Origin of the sequence: Bacillus sp. NTK071, assembly GCF_017303315.1 — a bacterium.
Lineage (GTDB): Bacteria > Bacillota > Bacilli > Bacillales > Guptibacillaceae > Guptibacillus.
On the sequence record NZ_JAFKOI010000009.1, the window covers coordinates 77,820 to 94,857 of the forward strand.

General features: G+C 40.1%; 19 protein-coding genes. 5 read left to right on the forward strand and 14 right to left on the reverse strand.

What is annotated here, in order from left to right:
• Positions 1 to 94: 94 nt before the first annotated feature.
• The 3 genes from JI666_RS14430 to JI666_RS14440 all read right to left on the reverse strand — a co-directional run bounded on the left by JI666_RS14430 (position 95) and on the right by JI666_RS14440 (position 1,473).
• Positions 95 to 403, reverse strand: coding sequence for a thioredoxin family protein (locus tag JI666_RS14430; RefSeq protein WP_206893031.1), 309 nt, complete (start codon positions 401 to 403; stop codon positions 95 to 97).
• 75 nt (positions 404 to 478) lie between these two features.
• Positions 479 to 808 carry a toprim domain-containing protein gene (locus tag JI666_RS14435; RefSeq protein WP_136948006.1) on the reverse strand — a complete coding sequence of 110 codons (330 nt, stop codon included), beginning with the start codon at positions 806 to 808 and terminating at the stop codon, positions 479 to 481.
• 137 nt (positions 809 to 945) lie between these two features.
• The gene (locus JI666_RS14440; RefSeq protein ID WP_206893033.1) at positions 946 to 1,473 is read right to left on the reverse strand and encodes a TraR/DksA C4-type zinc finger protein; all 528 of its coding nucleotides are present in this window, start codon (positions 1,471 to 1,473) and stop codon (positions 946 to 948) included.
• 139 nt (positions 1,474 to 1,612) lie between these two features.
• On the opposite strand from JI666_RS14440, the gene JI666_RS14445 reads away from it, so the two are divergent.
• On the forward strand, positions 1,613 to 2,116 hold the full coding sequence (locus tag JI666_RS14445; RefSeq protein WP_206893034.1) for a peroxiredoxin family protein: 504 nt from the start codon (positions 1,613 to 1,615) through the stop codon (positions 2,114 to 2,116).
• 28 nt (positions 2,117 to 2,144) lie between these two features.
• Here the strand turns inward: JI666_RS14445 and JI666_RS14450 are convergent, their stop codons facing one another.
• The 9 genes from JI666_RS14450 to JI666_RS14490 all read right to left on the reverse strand — a co-directional run bounded on the left by JI666_RS14450 (position 2,145) and on the right by JI666_RS14490 (position 11,622).
• A complete protein-coding gene (locus JI666_RS14450) occupies positions 2,145 to 2,393 on the reverse strand; it encodes a YusG family protein (RefSeq protein WP_206893035.1) in 249 nt (82 codons plus the stop codon).
• Positions 2,394 to 2,512: 119 nt separating this feature from the next.
• Entirely contained in the window at positions 2,513 to 2,899 is a 387-nt protein-coding gene (gene gcvH, locus JI666_RS14455) for a glycine cleavage system protein GcvH (RefSeq protein WP_136948010.1), read from the reverse strand.
• A 95-nt stretch (positions 2,900 to 2,994) separates the two neighbouring features.
• Positions 2,995 to 3,354 (reverse strand): arsenate reductase family protein, encoded by a 360-nt coding sequence (locus tag JI666_RS14460; protein WP_206893036.1) that lies wholly within the window; start codon positions 3,352 to 3,354, stop codon positions 2,995 to 2,997.
• Positions 3,355 to 3,563: 209 nt separating this feature from the next.
• Complete coding sequence (locus tag JI666_RS14465) at positions 3,564 to 5,348, reverse strand: acyl-CoA dehydrogenase FadE (protein WP_206893040.1); 1,785 nt, start codon at positions 5,346 to 5,348, stop codon at positions 3,564 to 3,566.
• 39 nt (positions 5,349 to 5,387) lie between these two features.
• Positions 5,388 to 6,563 (reverse strand): acetyl-CoA C-acetyltransferase, encoded by a 1,176-nt coding sequence (locus JI666_RS14470; RefSeq protein WP_206893042.1) that lies wholly within the window; start codon positions 6,561 to 6,563, stop codon positions 5,388 to 5,390.
• Positions 6,564 to 6,582: 19 nt separating this feature from the next.
• Positions 6,583 to 8,979 (reverse strand): 3-hydroxyacyl-CoA dehydrogenase/enoyl-CoA hydratase family protein, encoded by a 2,397-nt coding sequence (locus JI666_RS14475; protein ID WP_206893044.1) that lies wholly within the window; start codon positions 8,977 to 8,979, stop codon positions 6,583 to 6,585.
• 181 nt (positions 8,980 to 9,160) lie between these two features.
• Positions 9,161 to 10,075 carry a proline dehydrogenase family protein gene (locus JI666_RS14480; protein ID WP_206893155.1) on the reverse strand — a complete coding sequence of 305 codons (915 nt, stop codon included), beginning with the start codon at positions 10,073 to 10,075 and terminating at the stop codon, positions 9,161 to 9,163.
• Positions 10,076 to 10,977: 902 nt separating this feature from the next.
• Positions 10,978 to 11,244, reverse strand: coding sequence for a YusU family protein (locus JI666_RS14485; RefSeq protein WP_206893046.1), 267 nt, complete (start codon positions 11,242 to 11,244; stop codon positions 10,978 to 10,980).
• 45 nt (positions 11,245 to 11,289) lie between these two features.
• Positions 11,290 to 11,622: a hypothetical protein gene (locus tag JI666_RS14490; RefSeq protein WP_206893047.1), complete on the reverse strand. Its 333-nt coding sequence runs from the start codon at positions 11,620 to 11,622 to the stop codon at positions 11,290 to 11,292.
• Between the two features lie 517 nt (positions 11,623 to 12,139).
• Here JI666_RS14490 and JI666_RS14495 point away from each other — a divergent pair.
• The 3 genes from JI666_RS14495 (at position 12,140) to trhA (ending at position 14,730) form a co-directional block, all read left to right on the forward strand.
• Positions 12,140 to 13,603, forward strand: coding sequence for an FAD-dependent oxidoreductase (locus tag JI666_RS14495; protein ID WP_286170841.1), 1,464 nt, complete (start codon positions 12,140 to 12,142; stop codon positions 13,601 to 13,603).
• Positions 13,604 to 13,831: 228 nt separating this feature from the next.
• Positions 13,832 to 14,014, forward strand: a complete 183-nt coding sequence (locus JI666_RS14500; protein ID WP_206893049.1) for a hypothetical protein — start codon at positions 13,832 to 13,834, stop codon at positions 14,012 to 14,014.
• Between the two features lie 71 nt (positions 14,015 to 14,085).
• Entirely contained in the window at positions 14,086 to 14,730 is a 645-nt protein-coding gene (gene trhA, locus JI666_RS14505) for a PAQR family membrane homeostasis protein TrhA (RefSeq protein ID WP_206893158.1), read from the forward strand.
• A 90-nt stretch (positions 14,731 to 14,820) separates the two neighbouring features.
• Here the strand turns inward: trhA and JI666_RS14510 are convergent, their stop codons facing one another.
• Both JI666_RS14510 and JI666_RS14515 read right to left on the reverse strand, forming a co-directional pair.
• Complete coding sequence (locus JI666_RS14510; protein ID WP_349769344.1) at positions 14,821 to 15,831, reverse strand: S8 family peptidase; 1,011 nt, start codon at positions 15,829 to 15,831, stop codon at positions 14,821 to 14,823.
• A gap of 130 nt (positions 15,832 to 15,961) precedes the next feature.
• Entirely contained in the window at positions 15,962 to 16,735 is a 774-nt protein-coding gene (locus JI666_RS14515) for a GNAT family N-acetyltransferase (protein WP_206893052.1), read from the reverse strand.
• A 128-nt stretch (positions 16,736 to 16,863) separates the two neighbouring features.
• Between JI666_RS14515 and fbpA the strand changes: the two genes are divergently transcribed.
• A complete protein-coding gene (gene fbpA / locus JI666_RS14520) occupies positions 16,864 to 17,022 on the forward strand; it encodes a Fur-regulated basic protein FbpA (protein WP_084006575.1) in 159 nt (52 codons plus the stop codon).
• Positions 17,023 to 17,038 lie beyond the last annotated feature (16 nt).

Below are 17,038 nucleotides of genomic sequence, written 5' to 3' on the forward strand. Positions count from 1 at the left end.
TTTTCAGCATATTAACTATCTTTAAAATCCCTCTCTGGAGGCATTTGTCACATTTGTTAAGTAACAAACGAATGGTCAAATATAATCAAAGTAATTATTCATTACTCAAAAAAGTATCTACCTTAACAACCGATTCAAAAGCGAAAAGGGTGTCACCTGGAATTCCATTTCTAAAAACCGTTAATGCAGGTACACTTTGTATTTTAAGGTTTTCAGCCAACCATGGGAAGTAATTTAAATTACAAGCATAAACCTTCTCTTGAAGATCTTTTGACTCGATAACAACTTGAAGCATTCTCTTGGCAATTTTGCACGTTCGGCAAAATGGAGTATAAAAAAAGAGAATACATTGAGACTCAGCCATCAGCTCTCGCATCTCATTCTCCTCTGTCACTTCTTTCATTGCTATGCTCCTAACTAGATAAGACCCCAGGGAAATTTAATTAAGTTTCCCTGGGGTAATATGTTCAATTCCACGCTAGATGGTCATGACTTTAAATTTGGCTGCTCTTAATATTCGAGTTAAATAGTTCAGTGGTGTTTCCGCCACCTCACGATGAAGCATTGTGATGTACAGATGTTCTGCGTGAGGAATTTCCTGTGATAGCTGCCTCCGGAGTTTCTCACCAGCGTCATCTGCATCGACTAGCACATATACGTCCATTTCCTCAAGCTCTTCACTAAGTTCCTCGAGCCTTTCAAAACTAATCGTACCATACGTACAAATAATACTGACAGGTTCATCTAAAACCCTCATCAATTGCTCTTTGTCCGTCTTTCCTTCTACAATTATTACTTTATCATTCATGGCACAACGCTCCATTTCAAGCTGTCGTATCAATGCTTTTACTATAGCATATGGATGTGGAGGCAGATCGTTTCTATTTTTAAAATTTGATTTAATTGAATATCATGAGCAACAGCTATTCATTAGAGCTTTAAAGATTACTCATCCCTGTTATCAGGATTATCTTCTTCCAAGTACGTCTCTGATGTCGAATTACCGTGCTCATTTTGCAGATCGTCGGCTGTTCGAATTCGATCATCCACTCGATTACCTGGTGTTTCAAATGTTGCCTCATCATCCGGTCTGCTATCTTCTTTTGTTTCTTCTAGTTGATCTTGAGCCTCTTTCGTCCGAATTGCATAAGGAATGGCTTCTAGACGTTCTTTATTAATTTCTTCTCCTGTATCAACACATATACCATAATTACCTTCACGAATTCGATCCAGCGCTGTATTAATTGCACTTAACCTCTCTCTAGCAGCATCCTCTAACGTAATATCTTTTTCACGTTGATCCAACTCTGATGCCATGTCAGCGAAATGATTATCGTATGAAGTCAGTTCACCCGTTTCATCAGATAAAGCTGTATTCTCATCATGTTTTGTTGCTCCACTATCTAAAAGTTCCTTTTTTAAATCAAGTAGCTGTTTTTTAAAGTGCTGTAGTTCTTCTTTCGACAAAGCCATTATAGTTCCCTCCATTGGTCATTTTCTTTTCTACTATCTATTTTCCCTTAACATTGATGCAGTTAAACCATTCAATTATGTTTTAGCATGCTCAACTGGTGGAAATAGGACCATAAGAATAAAGATTGGAGTGTTTGTAATGACAAAATTAAACCTTGGACAAGATGCACCATCTTTTTCTCTCGTCAATACAGAAGGAGAGCTATTTCAATTCGAAGAGCATCAGAAAAGCGATAACCGCTGGCATATGCTCGTTTTCTTCAGAGGAGAATGGTGCCCTGTATGTAATGAACAATTGGAAGAGCTTCAGGAACATCTTGGTGCATTCCAGAAATTAGACGTTCATCCGATCGCCATCGCAAAAGACAGTTTAGAGTCTCTCAGAAAAATGAAAGAAAAGCATAGCCTGCAGTTTCCCGTATTAAGTGACAATGAAAATGCTGCAATTGATGCTTATGGTGTCATGATGCACAGTGAAGATGATCCGTACGAAGATCATGGTGAACACGGTGAACCCGCCATCTTCCTTATTGACGAGAATGGAAAACTGATGGCACAGTATCTGCAGTCAAGCCCATTTGGTAGACCTTCACCTGATGGTCTTATTACGACAATTAAGTACATTAGAAAAAATAAAGCATAAGAAAAACCGGCCTAATAGGCCGGTTTTTCTAACACCATCCAAGGTCACAATCTTCTACATACCTTCCGTTTTTCTCCATCACGCGTTCATAACGAAAGATTCTGTCCTGGTCGAATTCAAACCCATCGGAGAATTCATACTGATTTCCCTCATTGGTAAATAAGATGCGGCCGATTTTTTCCTTGTTTAAGAAAAGGTTCATCGAGTTCTGATCGAACTTGCCATATACCTTACTTGTAATATCGATTCGCTCCATAGGAAGAGATTGATCATTCATCGACATCATCCCCTTATTTATAGTGTGATTCATTAAAACCGTCATTTGATAGAAGCTTTAAATACATGCACTTTTAAAGGTTAATGATGAAGATTTTCTTTCCCTGGCCGATTCGTCTATTAGTCTTCGCTTACCATTTTCTCATAAGCTTCAGCTGTCATAAGTTCTTCAATCTGAGAAGGCTCAGTTGGTTCTACTACAACCATCCATGCTTTTTCATATGGAGATTCGTTAACGAATTCAGGGCTATCTTCTAATTCTTCATTTACAGAAAGAACTTTTCCTGAGATTGGTGCATATAGTTCGGAAACAGTTTTCACTGACTCAACACTTCCGAAAGGCTCGTCCGATTCAATTGTGTCGCCTTCTTCTGGAAGCTCCACGAAAACAATATCTCCTAATTCTGATTGTGCAAAATCAGTGATACCAATGCGGATGTTTCCATCCTCTTGTACTTGTACCCATTCGTGTTCTTCTGAGTAGCGAAAATCTTTTGGTAAGTTCATTTGTAATTCCTCCCTGAAATAGTTTCTCTAGTTAAGTTATTAATATTATTTACAATAACTATCGTATAATAGTTATTATTAAATAAGCAACCATTTTATCGTTTCCATATTTCCTCAAATGTATCTTCTTTAAACCCTACCGTTACTTCTTGTCCATCCGTTACGATCGGACGTTTAATTAACATACCATCTGATGCTAACAATTCAAGCAACTCATCCTGAGTGGACGTAGAAACGCGATCTTTTAGACCCAGTTCACGATACTTCTGGCCGCTAGTATTAAAAAACTTTTTAATTGGTAGTCCACTATGATCGACTAACTGTGCCAATTCATCTTTAGATGGTGGATTTTCTACGATATGAACCTCATTTACTTCTACATTGTTTTCTGCGAACCATTTTTTTGCTTTGCGACATGTTCCGCATTTTGGATAAGCATAAAATGTGATGGCCAAATCTGTTCCTCCTTAAAACACGTCAATGTGATGATGACGTTAGTTTACCATATGTGATGAGTTCGACAAATTCAGACGCATCTAAAAGTAGCTTTCGTCACCCAAAGAAAAAATCCTCTTTTTACCCCAATCTTTATATTTCCTTAACGAGATAAAAAAATCCCTCCAAATTCTTGGAGGGATAAGAGAGAATATGGTTTGGAGGTTATTTACACTGTGTAACGCTGGTTATTAAGGATAGTAGCAGCAATTTCTCGCTTCTTAGCAATAACGTTAATTGGTGTATAACGCGTTAGCTTACGTAGCGCAGAAATCATCATTCGAAGAGTATCACCAGTTTCAACAGCAAGTAGTGTTTCCTTCGCATGTGCTTCAATTCTATTGAAAGCTTCTTGACAGAATACTTGGGTAAGAAGTAGCTTATTCTGTTGCTTCTCAGCACTAGATTTGTTCAATGCTTTTTCGGTACGTAATACAGCAGATTCCATAGAATAGATCTCGCTCACGATATCAGCAATGTTTGATAGAACTTCTTGCTCTTTATCAAGTGCTTTACCGTATTTCTGAACTGCCGTTCCTGCTGCCATTAGCATAACCTTTTTAGCCATTGCAACAAGGTACTTCTCTTGCTCAAGCGGTGCGTCGCCAATTTCTTGAGGAGTCAGCATCATCAGTTCTTCTTGAAGTGCCGTTGCTTTCTCAAGTAATGGAAGTTCACCTTTCATCGTTTTACGGATTAGCGTTCCTGGAACGAGAAGACGATTAATCTCATTTGTTCCTTCAAAAATACGGTTGATCCGTGAGTCGCGATACATTTTCTCTACTTCATACTCAGACATAAATCCGTATCCACCATGAATTTGAACAGCTTCGTCTACTACGTAGTCAAGCGCCTCAGAAGCAAATACTTTATTTAGTGAACACTCGATAGCATATTCAGCAATAGCTTCAGCTACCTTCGCTCCATCTTTTTGTTCCTCATCTGACAGCTTCCCTAGCTTCTGTTCAAAAAGACCACCAGTACGATAAGTAGAGCTTTCTGTTGCGTAAGTTGCAACAGCCATGTTCGCAAGCTTCTCTTGGATTAAAGAGAACTTTGCAATTGGTGTGTTAAATTGTTTACGCTCAGTTGCGTATTTAGCAGAAAGCTCGATACCACGCTTCATTCCACCAATTGTACCTACTGCAAGTTTATAACGACCAACATTCAGAATGTTAAATGCAATAACGTGACCTTTACCAGCTTCACCAAGAAGATTCTCTTTTGGTACAGCTACGTCATCTAGGATTAGAGTTCTTGTAGAAGAACCTTTAATACCCATCTTCTTCTCTTCTGGACCTGTTGAAAGTCCTTTCGAATCGCGTTCCACGATGAATGCTGAGAAGTGCTCTCCATCAATTTTTGCATAGACGATAAAAACATCGGCAAATGCTGAGTTTGTGATCCATTGCTTTTCACCACTTAGAAGGTAATGAGTTCCTTCTTCGTTTAGCTTAGCTGTCGTTTTGGCACCAAGTGCATCAGATCCAGAACCAGGCTCAGTTAGAGCATATGCCGCAATCATTGCTCCTGAAGCAAGACCTGGAAGATACTTTTGCTTTTGCTCTTCATTACCAAAGAAAACGATTGGAAGAGAACCAATTCCAACATGTGCACCATAGCTTAATGAGAACGAACGAGCGCGAGCGAACTTCTCTGTAATAACAGAAGAACTAATTTTATCAAGACCAAGACCACCGTATTCTTCTGGTACGTCTGCCCCTAGCAGTCCTAGATCACCTGCTTTTTCTAAAAGCTTACGAGAAATTTCGAATTCGTGTTCTTCAATCTTATCAAGCTCTGGAACAACTTCTTTAATAACAAAGTCTTCTGTCGTTTTCCCCATCATCACATGCTCATCAGAGAAATCCTCCGGTGTGAAAATGTCCTCAGCAGATGGGTCCTCAACTAGAAAGCTCGCACCTTTAATAATTTTGTTCATTGTATTAGACATGCTTGTGTTCCTCCCTTTTCATCGTTATAAATCTTCACTTTAAAGAATTTCAAACACACCGGCAGCACCCATTCCGCCACCAATACACATCGTTACGACACCGAACTGTTCTCCTCGTCTCTTCATCTCATGAATCAAACTAAGTGTAAGCTTCGTACCCGTACATCCTAGTGGATGACCAAGTGCAATCGCACCTCCATTAACATTTACCCTGTCTTCATCAAGACCGAGCTTTCGGATTACTTGAAGTGACTGCGATGCAAATGCTTCATTTAATTCAAAAAGACCAATGTCTGATAGCTCAAGACCAGCTAGTCGAAGCGCCTTAGGGATCGCTTCAATTGGTCCAACACCCATGATTTCAGGTGCTACACCAGCAACTGCAAAAGATCGGAATTTCGCCATTGGCGCTAGCCCTTCACTTTCTGCTTTCTCACGATCCATCACTAGAACGCTTGCAGCGCCATCACTCGTTTGTGATGAATTCCCGGCAGTTACAGATCCTCTTACGTTAAAAGCAGGTCGTAATTTTGCAAGTACCTCTAATGAAGTATCTGCACGAACGCCTTCATCCTGAGAGAAAAGGAATTTCTTCTCCTGAAGTTTGTTTTTCTCATCAACCCATCGTTTTGTTACTTCGACAGGTACGATTTCATCATTAAATTTACCGTCTTTGATTGCCTGTGCTGCACGTTGGTGACTTCTTAGAGCAAAGGCATCCTGATCTTCTCTGCTAATTTCAAAGCGTCTTGCTACTTCTTCTGCCGTGTGTCCCATTCCCATAATGTACTCTGGCTTTTCTTGTACAAGAGTAGGATTTGGTTTAATCACATGCCCACCCATTGGGATAAGACTCATAGTCTCTACACCACCGGCAATGATCGTTGCCGATTGACCAAGCATAATTCGCTCCGAAGCATATGCAATACTTTGAAGTCCAGATGAACAATAGCGATTGATTGTAATAGCAGGAACAGTCTCAGCAAGCCCTGCTCGTGCACTTATCATTCGAGCCACATTTAGCCCTTGTTCTGCTTCTGGAATGGCACATCCCATAATGACATCATCTATCTCACCATCATATCCGCCCGCACGCTTCAACGTTTCGGCAACCGTAATCGCTCCTAGGTCGTCGGGACGCATTTCAGCAAGGGTTCCACGATTTGCTTTTCCAACAGGTGTTCTAGCACCAGATACAATAACTGCTTCTTTCATCAAACTTCCCTCCTCCATACTAGTTGCGCAGCGGTTTTCCTTTTACTAACATGTGCTGCATTCTTGCTTGCGTTTTTGGCTCTCCTAGCAGGCTGAGGAACGCTTCGCGCTCAAGATCTAGAAGATATTGCTCATCTACATAAGTGCCTTCTTTAACTTTTCCACCAGCAATGACGTGCGCAAGCTTTTCTGCAATCTTTAAATCATGATCTGATAAGTAGCCGCTCCACTTCATCGTTTTCGCTCCCATTAGCATAGCTGCGTATCCAGCTTCTCCAGCTACAGGAATCTTCTTAGCTACCGGTGGCTGATATCCCTGCTCAGCAAGGAAAAGCACCTTTTCTTTCGCATCATGGAGAACATGATCTGCATTTGCACTAATGCCGTCTTGAGGACGAATGAACCCTCGTTCCTGGGCTTCATGTGCGGATGTTGAAACCTTCGCCATTGCAATTGTTTCAAATACGTTTGCTGCAATATCGGTAAGGTTTACATTTACGCCAGGAGGAATTTGTTCAAGCTGGCGTAAGTAAAGTTCTTTATTACCGCCTCCGCCAGGAATTATTCCAACGCCTACTTCGACAAGTCCCATATAAGTTTCAAATGATGCTTGAATGGATGCAGCAGGCATACACACTTCTGCCCCACCACCAAGTGCCATCTGGAAAGGTGCTGCAACGACCGGTTTCTTCGAGTAACGAATACGTCCCATTGACTGTTGGAACTTCCTTGCAACCATTTCAATTTCGAAGAAGTTATCATCCTGAGCCTCCATCAACATATATGCAACGTTAGCTCCAACACAGAAGTTTTTCCCTTGGTTACCAATTACAAGCCCTTCGAAATTTTTCTCCGTTTCATCAACTGCTTCGTTAATCATTTGGAGAATATCCATTCCGATTGCATTGTTTGGTGAGTGGAATTCAAGTCCAGCTACCCCATCTCCAAGGTCAAGAAGTGTGGCACCTGTGTTCTTTTTAATCACCCGATCCTGAGCTTTTAGCCCTTTAAGGTGAATAATTTTTTTACTCTCTACTACTTTTTTGTGATCACCTTTATGGTAGAATGATTGACTTCCACCGTCCTGGTTGTAGAAGGAAGTAATACCTGAAGCGAGCATCTCGTCTACCCATGCTGGAATCGTTTCGCCTTCATCCTTCATACGTGCAACTGACTTTTCCACTCCGAGTGCATCCCATGTTTCAAAAGGACCCATCTCCCAGCCAAAGCCCCATTTCATGGCACGGTCGACTGCATCGATATCATCAGCAATTTCGTATACCTTCTCTGCCGAATAAAGCAATACAGGTTTCATAATGTTCCAGATTAACTCACCAGCGCGATCATTCGCATACGCAAGCGCTTTCAGTTTATCTGCTTTGGATTTGGCCTGCTTACTTGCCTCTACAGACGCCGTCTTCAATTTCTGTCTCTGTTCGTATTCCATAGTAGAAGGGTTTAATTCGAGAATTTCGCTTCCTTTTGCTCCTTTTTTCTTTACAAAGAAGCCTTGCCCTGCTTTAGCTCCAATCCATCCTTGTTCCTTCATTTGTTGCATAAAGTCAGGAATGCGGAAAACTTCTTTCTCTTCACCTTCTACTTGATCGTAAACATTGTTCGCAACGTGGATAAATGTATCAAGTCCTACAACGTCAAGCGTTCTAAATGTTGCACTTTTTGGTCGGCCTATAGCTGGACCTGTTATAGAATCAACTTCTCCAACAGAGAAATTACGAGCTAACATCTCCCTAACCGTTACGAGAAGACCGTATGTTCCAATTCGATTGGCAATAAAGTTTGGCGTATCCTTGGTTTCTACTACACCTTTACCAAGTACATCCTCACCAAATGTCTTCATATATGAAAGCACTTCAGGACTTGTGTCCTTTGTTGGGATCACTTCAAGAAGCTTTAAATAACGAGGCGGATTAAAAAAGTGTGTGCCTAGAAAATGCTTTCTGAAATCCTCGGATCGCCCTTCAGCCATTGCCTCAACAGAAATACCTGAGGTGTTTGAGCTAACAATCGTTCCAGGACGTCTGCATTCATCAACTTTTTTGTATACTTTCTTTTTGATTTCTAGATTTTCAACTACAACTTCAATAATCCAATCAACTTCTTTAAGTCGCTCCATGTCATCTTCCATATTCCCTGCTTCAATTAATTGAATATGGTCTTTCTTAGAAAGTGGTGCTGGCTTTTGCTTCTTCAGCTTCTCAATCGCATCAGCTGCAAGGCGGTTTCGAACTGCCCGATCTTCAAGCGTCAGGCCCTTTGCTTTTTCTTTTTCATTCGGTTCTTTTGGTGCAATATCTAATAAAAGACTTGGTATCCCTACATTCGCCAGGTGGGCGGCAATGCCTGATCCCATTACTCCTGCTCCTAATACAGCGACTTTATGAATGCTACGTGTCATAGCGAACCTCCCCTGTTGAATGAATGCTCATTCATTTTTAGTTCAAAAAAAAGAGCGAGATTATTTCCTCTGTTTATACTATAAAATATATTCTGAAATTTAGCAATATGATGCGAGGATTTTTTTGACAAATTTCATTCTTTTTCAAATTGGTTGAAAGCGGACATTGGTCCGCTCTCCTTTATTTCATCATTCCTTTTAGAACAAATGCTACGTTTGCTGGACGTTCAGCAAGACGTCTCATAAAGTAACCATACCAATCTTTCCCATAAGGAACATACACTCTCATCTTATAGCCGTCTTTAAGAAGATCTTCCTGCCGATCTACACAGATACCATATAACATTTGAAATTCAAATTGACTACGCGGAATATTATATTCCTGAACAAGCTTCTTCGTGTATTCGATAATCTGATCATCATGTGTTGCAATCGCAGTATAATTCCCATTCAATAAATGCATTCTTATAATCTTCTTAAAGTTCTCATCCACATCTTTTTTGTCTGGAAAAGCAACTTTAGGTGACTCTTTATAAGCACCTTTTACTAGTCTCAAATTAGGAGAAAATTCGTTCAAATTTGCTACATCATCAGCTACTCGATAGAGATAGGCCTGAAGAACTGTACCAATGTTTCCAAACTCTTTCTTAAGCTCAGTAAACATCTCAATTGTCTTGTCGCATCTTTCGAAATCTTCCATATCAATTGTGACAAAAACATCGTGCATATCGGCGGCTTCAAGAATCTTGCGCATGTTCTTTAATGTCATATCATAATCAATGTCTAGTCCCATTGACGTTAGTTTAAGTGAAAGCTGTGAATCAAGGTTCTCTGCAGCAATTCGTTCGATTGCTTCGATACAATGTTTCGTCATTTCGTCAGCTTCTGCTGCGTTATCAACAAATTCGCCAAGGTGATCAATTGTGACAGATAGACCTTTTTGGTTTAACTTCTTAATCGCATGAACAGAGCTATCAAGAGAAGCACCTGCTACAAAACGACTCGCCCCAAAACGCATACCGTATCGCTTGGCTACTTTAGTGGCTACTCTGTTCTTCCCCATGTATAAAAAGAAATTACGCATTACTTGTTCCATCATAACCCCTCCATGAAAACGCATACATTGCGTCATAAAAATATATAGTGGAGAAAAACGGCATATAAACCCAAAAACCGCCATATTTCGCCTTTAATGCTATTCTACCATGTTATGCTATGAATAGGTCTATATTTGATAGATTTTCTCTTGAATTAATTCTGTTAAATAATGACTGTTTTATCTAACAATACCCTATAAAACCAAATCTAAAAGGCTCTTTTCGTAAACTTTGTGGCTATAAGGGTAGAGGTTGATTTCCGCTACAGGATGCTCGCTTTCCGCGGGGCGGGCGCTGAGCCTCCTCGGCGCAAGAACATCGCCTGCGGGGTCTCACCTGTCCCGCTAGTCCCGCAGGAGTCGAGCATCCTTCCGCTCCAATCAGCTAAGTGGGCACATTTACACAGAAAATTCTTTCAAAAGTAAGAATTTTTTAGAAAAGACCCATTTAAAAACATAGAGATAGAATAGTATATTTCATTCTTTACTTAGTTGATACTTTAATAGCCCTTATCAAAATGGTTTTTCATTGCAATTGTAGCTATAAAGCGGGTGTTTTCCGCTAAAATCACCTTTGAATGTAAGTTTCTATGAAAGGCTTTTTTCGTAAACATTGTTGCTATAAGAGTGAGGGATTTCCGCTCCAGGATGCTCGCTTTCCGCGGGGCGGGCGGTGAGCCTCCTCGGCGCACAAAAACATTGTGCCTGTGGGGTCTCACCTGTCCCGCTAGTCCCGCAGGAGTCGAGCACCTTCCGCTCCAATCAGTCATGTTTGATTCTTTATTCAAAAATTCTTTCAAAAGCAACTATCTTTGAGAAAAGAGCCTTATAAAAAAACCTCTTAAATCAAAAAATCATTAGAAAAAAGACAACAAAAAAGAAACCAGGTTAACCTGATTTCTTTAATCTGATTTACGTTCTTCCTGCGTTTTGCGATGCTCTTCATTCATGGTCTTGATCTCAGACACTAGCTCTTTCATTGCATCTTTCGCTTCAGGATATGTTTGATTCCAATGCTTTGCAAGCGGCGGCATTGTCTTAGATAGATGTGTGTACATGGCCCAGATTTTCACTTTCTCCTTAAGCTCATCATTGCTTTCACCTAGGAGCAGTTCTGTATACTTTTCCATTAACCCATCGACTTGTTCCTGAAGTGTTTCTATACTCATTTCAATCACTCCAATCACGAGCAGAATATCCTGATTATAACATAGTTAATGTGATACTCGACCGTTCAACTGTAGATCTCGTAACCTTCCGTAATCAATTCGTTCCTGATTTTCTTTAATAGCTATAATCAATTCTTCAATGAGTACTTTCTCGTCTGTCACAATAAAAAAGCGACATGAAATCATTGCAAAGTCTCCGAAAAATGCCTTACACCCAGCATATCTTTTTGCATCTCGAACGGGCTGATATGGAAAAATGAAATTTCCGCTCTGCTCAAAACCCGGGTCAAGAGGATGGTCTTCAAGTTTCTTAATCAACTCACGGATGGTTAACTCACGACCGTGTTCATTTTTCCCTATTTCAATTATTTCTAGCAAGGTCATTCCCCCTTCTTAAAGAGGATTCGTAGAAACTCTGTTGTGATAGAGGGCAGAACGTTGGAAACAGTCGAATCCTGTTAAATAAAACGCTGTTTTCGTAGATGTTTTTTTGTAGGCATGGTTGCTATAGGAGAGAGTTAATTTCCGCTTCAATTAGCGAAGTGTGGCTTTCTAGCAAAAACTCATTCAAAACCAACTCTTATCTTAGGAAAGAGCCTTTCAAAAAGGATGTTGTTATTGAATTTAAAAAAAGCCAGGGAAATCCCTGACTCAATATGGGCCACATAGAGTGAGTTTTGCGAAGGGGGGGACCTAACCTCACTCTTACCTTATCTTATGTTCTATAGTATAAGTTGGCTGGACAAGTACCATGGTACAAACATGGAATTTTCATATTATTCTACTCTATATACATGTTGTGAGTATAAGCTACACACATTCATACATGCTTGTAAGAAGTGCTACGTTTATAATAGAAAATAAAAGAAGGTTCGTTCATCATGGGGGGATTATTTTGGAAATCATCATTATTGGAGGCGGCATTGGTGGATTGACTGCTGGTGCTTTGCTTACGAAAGATGGCCACCACGTTACAGTATTAGAAGCTTCAAATGAATGGGGTGGCTCTGCAGGCAAGTTCAGTAGAGGTAAGTTTCTGTTTCCAGTTGGGGCTACGATGGGAATGGGTTTTGAAGAAGGTGGCATTCATCACCGCATATTCAAAGAGCTAAATTTGTCTTTTCCTGCTCTTGCACTTGACGAAGTTATGAGAGTTTATAATGGTAGTCTTGTTATGCCTTATTATGCTGATCGTAATCGACACCTATCCGAGTGCTCATCTCAATTTCCTGAACATGCAAGTAAAATCATTTCCTTCTATAAAGAAGTTTGGAAAATTGGTGCTGAAGTCAGGAAATTAATTGAGCCGCTCCCTGTTGTTCCTCCCGTTACCCTTTCTGAGTGGACAAAGTTATTTTTTTCTCTTAAGCCTGGCACTCCAATTCTCTTACCATATTTACGAAAAACAGTAGGCGATCTGTTAAAGAAACATGGTTTAGATGAAGCTCCTTCGTTTCAGCATTTTATTGATGGCCAATTAATCGATAGTATGCAAACAACCAGCCTGGATTGCTCAGCATTAATGGGTGCACTTGCGCTTGATATTTATCATGAGGGAGCCTATTATACTGAAGGCGGATTATACAAAATTGCTGAAACGCTTCAGAAGTATATTGAGGATCATGGAGGGAGAACCTTCCGAAGAAAACAAATTCAAACGATACGAAAAGAAAACGGACGGTGGGTTGCTATTGATCAGAAAGGCGAAAGCTGGCGAGCAGATCATCTAGTATGTAACTTACCTATACAGGGCTTCGTTCCCCTTCTCCCAGAGCCTCTCCAAGACCAGTTACCTGCTAAGCTAGTGAAAAGGAGCAAGATAGCACAATGGGGTGCTTTTACAATGTATCTTGCAATAAATGAGAACGTTATTCCTGAGTACACCGCTCTCTTTAACCAAGTGCTAACCGACGGATCAATGACAGAAGGGAATCACCTGTTTCTATCGCTTTCCAAATCAAATGATACAAATCGTGCACCACAAGGTTTCCGTACCCTTACAGTTAGCACACATACAGAGCTCCATCATTGGGATACGAAAGAGAAATATGATCAATACAAAGAAACGTTAACTGAAAAAATGTTGTCAGGGATTGAACGAGTTATACCTCATGTAAGGGATGGCATTGAGTTGCAGATGACGGGTGCTCCTCGTGCTTGGGAAAGGTTCACAAAACGACCAAAAGGAATGGTTGGTGGCTTTCCACAAACAAATGAATATAGTTTATTTAACAGCCTCTCTCACAGAACTGGAATAAATGGTTTGTGGCTTTGTGGAGATAGCGTCTTTCCAGGTGCTGGAACAATTGGTGTATCAACAAGTGGATATCATGTGTATCGTTCCATCGTAAAAAAATAAGACAGTTTCGTAGAGGGAGTTGCGATAAAACGGTTGATTTTTTACAGAATCCCTTTAAGTGAGGGGGATTTCTATACAAAAATTCTTTCAAAAGAAACAATCTTTAGAAAAGAGTCAAAAATCAAGAAGCATCTTGTGTTCAGTGTGAACTTCTTGCTTATTCGAATAAATTTCGCTTCCTTAGGCAGAATGATACTATCATTCATTTGGTAAAGGAGCGTATTTATAATGATGGATCCAAAAAACAAATTGGTAACGACCGATAGTGAGAAACTTCTAGCGTCTGTTCGGGAGGAAATTGCAGAGGAGTTTCTCGTAATGGAAGCCGTAACCGAACAAATAGAGGAAAAGGATTTCTACACATACCATTTATTAAATGAAGCCGAAAAACTAAGAAAGAACAAGAATTAATTCTTTCTTAACATGACTAACATGGTTCCATGTTGTATACTGCTTATAACTGATTTAAAGGAATGATGCGAATCATGACAACTCATACGTTTTCTGTTGGTGAAGAGCGTGCGAATTATATTACTCACGGAATTGGCGCTCTAATTAGTATTGCTGCCCTTGTCATTTTAATTGTTTTTGCATCACGTTATGGAACTGCGTGGCACATTGTCAGCTTCACACTGTTTGGAGCAACGATGCTATTGCTATATACAGCATCCACTCTTGTGCATAGCTTCCCCGAAGGAAGAGCGAAAGACTTTTTTGAAATACTCGACCATTCATCCATCTATTTTTTTATAGCTGGAACGTATACGCCATTTTTGTTTATCGTCATTGAAGGCCCCCTTGGCTGGACGCTATTTGGAATCGTATGGGGGCTTGCGATAGCTGGAACGGTCTTTAAAGCTTTTTTCGTGAAAAAGTTTCTATTTATTTCTACCATTCTGTATGTACTAATGGGATGGCTGATTGTTCTAGCCTGGAATCCTCTGACTCAGAATCTACATCCGAACGGTATGTTGCTTCTAATTATCGGAGGAGTTCTTTATACCATTGGTGCTATCTTCTACGTTTGGAGAGCTTTTAAGTATCATCATGCTGTCTGGCATTTATTTGTTGTAGGAGGAACGTTAGCTCATTTCTTCTGTGTGCTGTTCTACGTTCTTCCACTCTAGGACATAAATCCCTCTGCGTTATTAGCGCAGAGGGATTTATGTCCTAACAGAAAGAAGACCTTTTCGTTCTACGAAAAGGTCTTCTTTCTGTTAATTCGATTTAGTTACTTCTTCGTTTTTCACTTCTTGCTTATTCCACGTTGTTGTATAGATACTAAAGAGTGATTCCAACTGTTTAATTAACCCTAATGCAAGCAGTCCATTACCTTCAGCTTGCTTAGTAGATCCCATTGGTATAGTCCTTCTAATTAACTGTGCATAAATTTCAGCTTCACTTAACGAACGCTTGAATTCACTTTCTGATACGTTCATTATAAGCGCTAAAGCACCTGAAACATGCGGAGTTGCCATAGATGTTCCAGAGAGTACAGCATATTCACCACCAGGATATGTGGATAGAATATTAACGCCTGGTGCAATTAAATCAATCTCGTTATTTGTGTTAGAGAATGGTGCAAGCGTCCTTTGAAATGACGCAGCTCCTACTTCAATTACTTCATTATAAGCACCTGGATAAGCAAATTCTGGCGTATCCTCTCGTGCATCACCTTCATTACCAGCTGCGCATACAACAGAAATATTTTGGTTAACAGCATCCTTAATGGCTTCATGGAGCTCAGGCAAATCCGACGGTCCACCAAGTGACATTGAAATTACGTTAACACGCTCACCATTTGGACCCTTCCAATCAGTTGCATAACGAATGCCTTCAATAATGGATTGATAGGATCCGCTACCTGCTCCATTAAGCACCTTTACGATTAAAAGCTTGGAATTAGGCGCTACACCTTTTACACCTTTTTCTCCACCTACCGCCGCTATCGTTCCAGCAACGTGCGTTCCATGACCATTATTATCATCGAAACGGTCTTTGGCTCCACCAAAATCTTCTGTGAAATTTCTACCGTCAATGATACGAGATTGAAGATCAGGGTGGTCGATCTGACAGCCTGTGTCAACAATTGCAATAACTCTATCTTTCCCTTTTTGAGCTGCATCCCAGATAGCAGGAGCTTGTATCATCTCAACTCCATCTGGAAGAGCATCAGCTTGTTTTACGACAGCATTAACAACGAATGGTATTAACTTTATTTCACTAATAATCAGCGCCTCCCTTTCCTTTACCAGAATTATCTGATAAAAGTGGCTCGTATGTCCAGTCCTTTATGGTCTATTTTCCCATCTAATTTCTTAGCAGCTTTCGTTCTATTTTACTAAAGCGTTTCGATCCTTAGTGATTTGTTACAAATTGTTTATACGTTGCATACTCAATGAAACCAGCTTTTTTCAGAATTGGCTCAGACGTCCCCCGCTTTGCTTGGGTCACGACTAGCTGACATCCTATTCGAATTGCTTCGTTTAATCTTCTTGCAACCATTTCGCGGTAGACCCCTTTCCCTCTATATGGTTCGATTACCCCGGCACCATTCAAATAAAGAACAGTGTAATCGTGACTATAACGATAATTAGAGTACGCGATAGGCAATTCATCAAGTACAATCATATACCCTCCTCGTCGATTAGAAAGCTTTACATATTTCCTTCTTTCAGAGAAGGCAGCCTGTTGCGTGTTTTTATCATAATTCCATATTTGACTTGCGACCTGAGCATGCAGAAGAGCATCCTTTTCTGTCGTTACTTCTCTATAAACGTACTTTGAATCGACCTCTTCCTCATTCTTATAAAGTTCTTTCGCTAACCCAATATAGGTATCGAAATGACGCATTCCTCGATTAGCTAACTCAGCTTCAAGTTCACTAGATTGTGAACCTACACGAACCCACCATGAAAATGGACATCCTTCAAAAAAAGCAAACACTTCGTCTATTTCTTCATAACTTTTATCGAATCTAACCACCTTATTCGCATAGATACTCGTTGATTTTTCATTTTTTATCATCACAACGTCATCTTTTTGAATATAGTGAATAGATTCAGGTACAAGAGCTTCTTCATAATCCCATTGAATCGCCTCAATGGCTTGAACGATTTGTTTCTTATTCATTACGTAACATCCTTTATCTATGTATTACACAAACTGAAAAATTGTCGATACTGTTACATCGGATTCCGATTAAAGGACATGATCTCAGGACATACTGGGAATAAAAAATTGATAAGGAGGTTGTGCTCATGGAAGTAAATCAGCTCAGAAAAGCTCTTGAACAACGACGCCACTATTACATCTCTAAACTTATTGAAGCAGGAGCTTATTCTACCGCAGATCAACACCTGTATCACTGCACGCTGACTGACCTCGAAAAAGAGTACAAACAACTTTCCAACTACTAAGTTAACAAATAAGCCA

Bases quoted from the DNA above. Each gene is read 5' to 3' on its own strand.
- JI666_RS14465 (WP_206893040.1), bottom strand. From the start codon at position 5,348: ATGTCTAATACAATGAACAAAATTATTAAAGGTGCGAGCTTTCTAGTT.
- JI666_RS14430 (WP_206893031.1), bottom strand. From the start codon at position 403: ATGAAAGAAGTGACAGAGGAGAATGAGATGCGAGAGCTGATGGCTGAG.
- JI666_RS14470 (WP_206893042.1), bottom strand. From the start codon at position 6,563: ATGAAAGAAGCAGTTATTGTATCTGGTGCTAGAACACCTGTTGGAAAA.
- JI666_RS14485 (WP_206893046.1), bottom strand. From the start codon at position 11,244: ATGAGTATAGAAACACTTCAGGAACAAGTCGATGGGTTAATGGAAAAG.
- gcvH (WP_136948010.1), bottom strand. From the start codon at position 2,899: ATGAACTTACCAAAAGATTTTCGCTACTCAGAAGAACACGAATGGGTA.
- JI666_RS14435 (WP_136948006.1), bottom strand. From the start codon at position 808: ATGAATGATAAAGTAATAATTGTAGAAGGAAAGACGGACAAAGAGCAA.
- JI666_RS14500 (WP_206893049.1), top strand. From the start codon at position 13,832: ATGATGGATCCAAAAAACAAATTGGTAACGACCGATAGTGAGAAACTT.
- JI666_RS14475 (WP_206893044.1), bottom strand. From the start codon at position 8,979: ATGACACGTAGCATTCATAAAGTCGCTGTATTAGGAGCAGGAGTAATG.
- JI666_RS14450 (WP_206893035.1), bottom strand. From the start codon at position 2,393: ATGAATGATCAATCTCTTCCTATGGAGCGAATCGATATTACAAGTAAG.
- fbpA (WP_084006575.1), top strand. From the start codon at position 16,864: ATGGAAGTAAATCAGCTCAGAAAAGCTCTTGAACAACGACGCCACTAT.
- JI666_RS14440 (WP_206893033.1), bottom strand. From the start codon at position 1,473: ATGGCTTTGTCGAAAGAAGAACTACAGCACTTTAAAAAACAGCTACTT.
- JI666_RS14515 (WP_206893052.1), bottom strand. From the start codon at position 16,735: ATGAATAAGAAACAAATCGTTCAAGCCATTGAGGCGATTCAATGGGAT.
- JI666_RS14480 (WP_206893155.1), bottom strand. From the start codon at position 10,075: ATGGAACAAGTAATGCGTAATTTCTTTTTATACATGGGGAAGAACAGA.
- JI666_RS14445 (WP_206893034.1), top strand. From the start codon at position 1,613: ATGACAAAATTAAACCTTGGACAAGATGCACCATCTTTTTCTCTCGTC.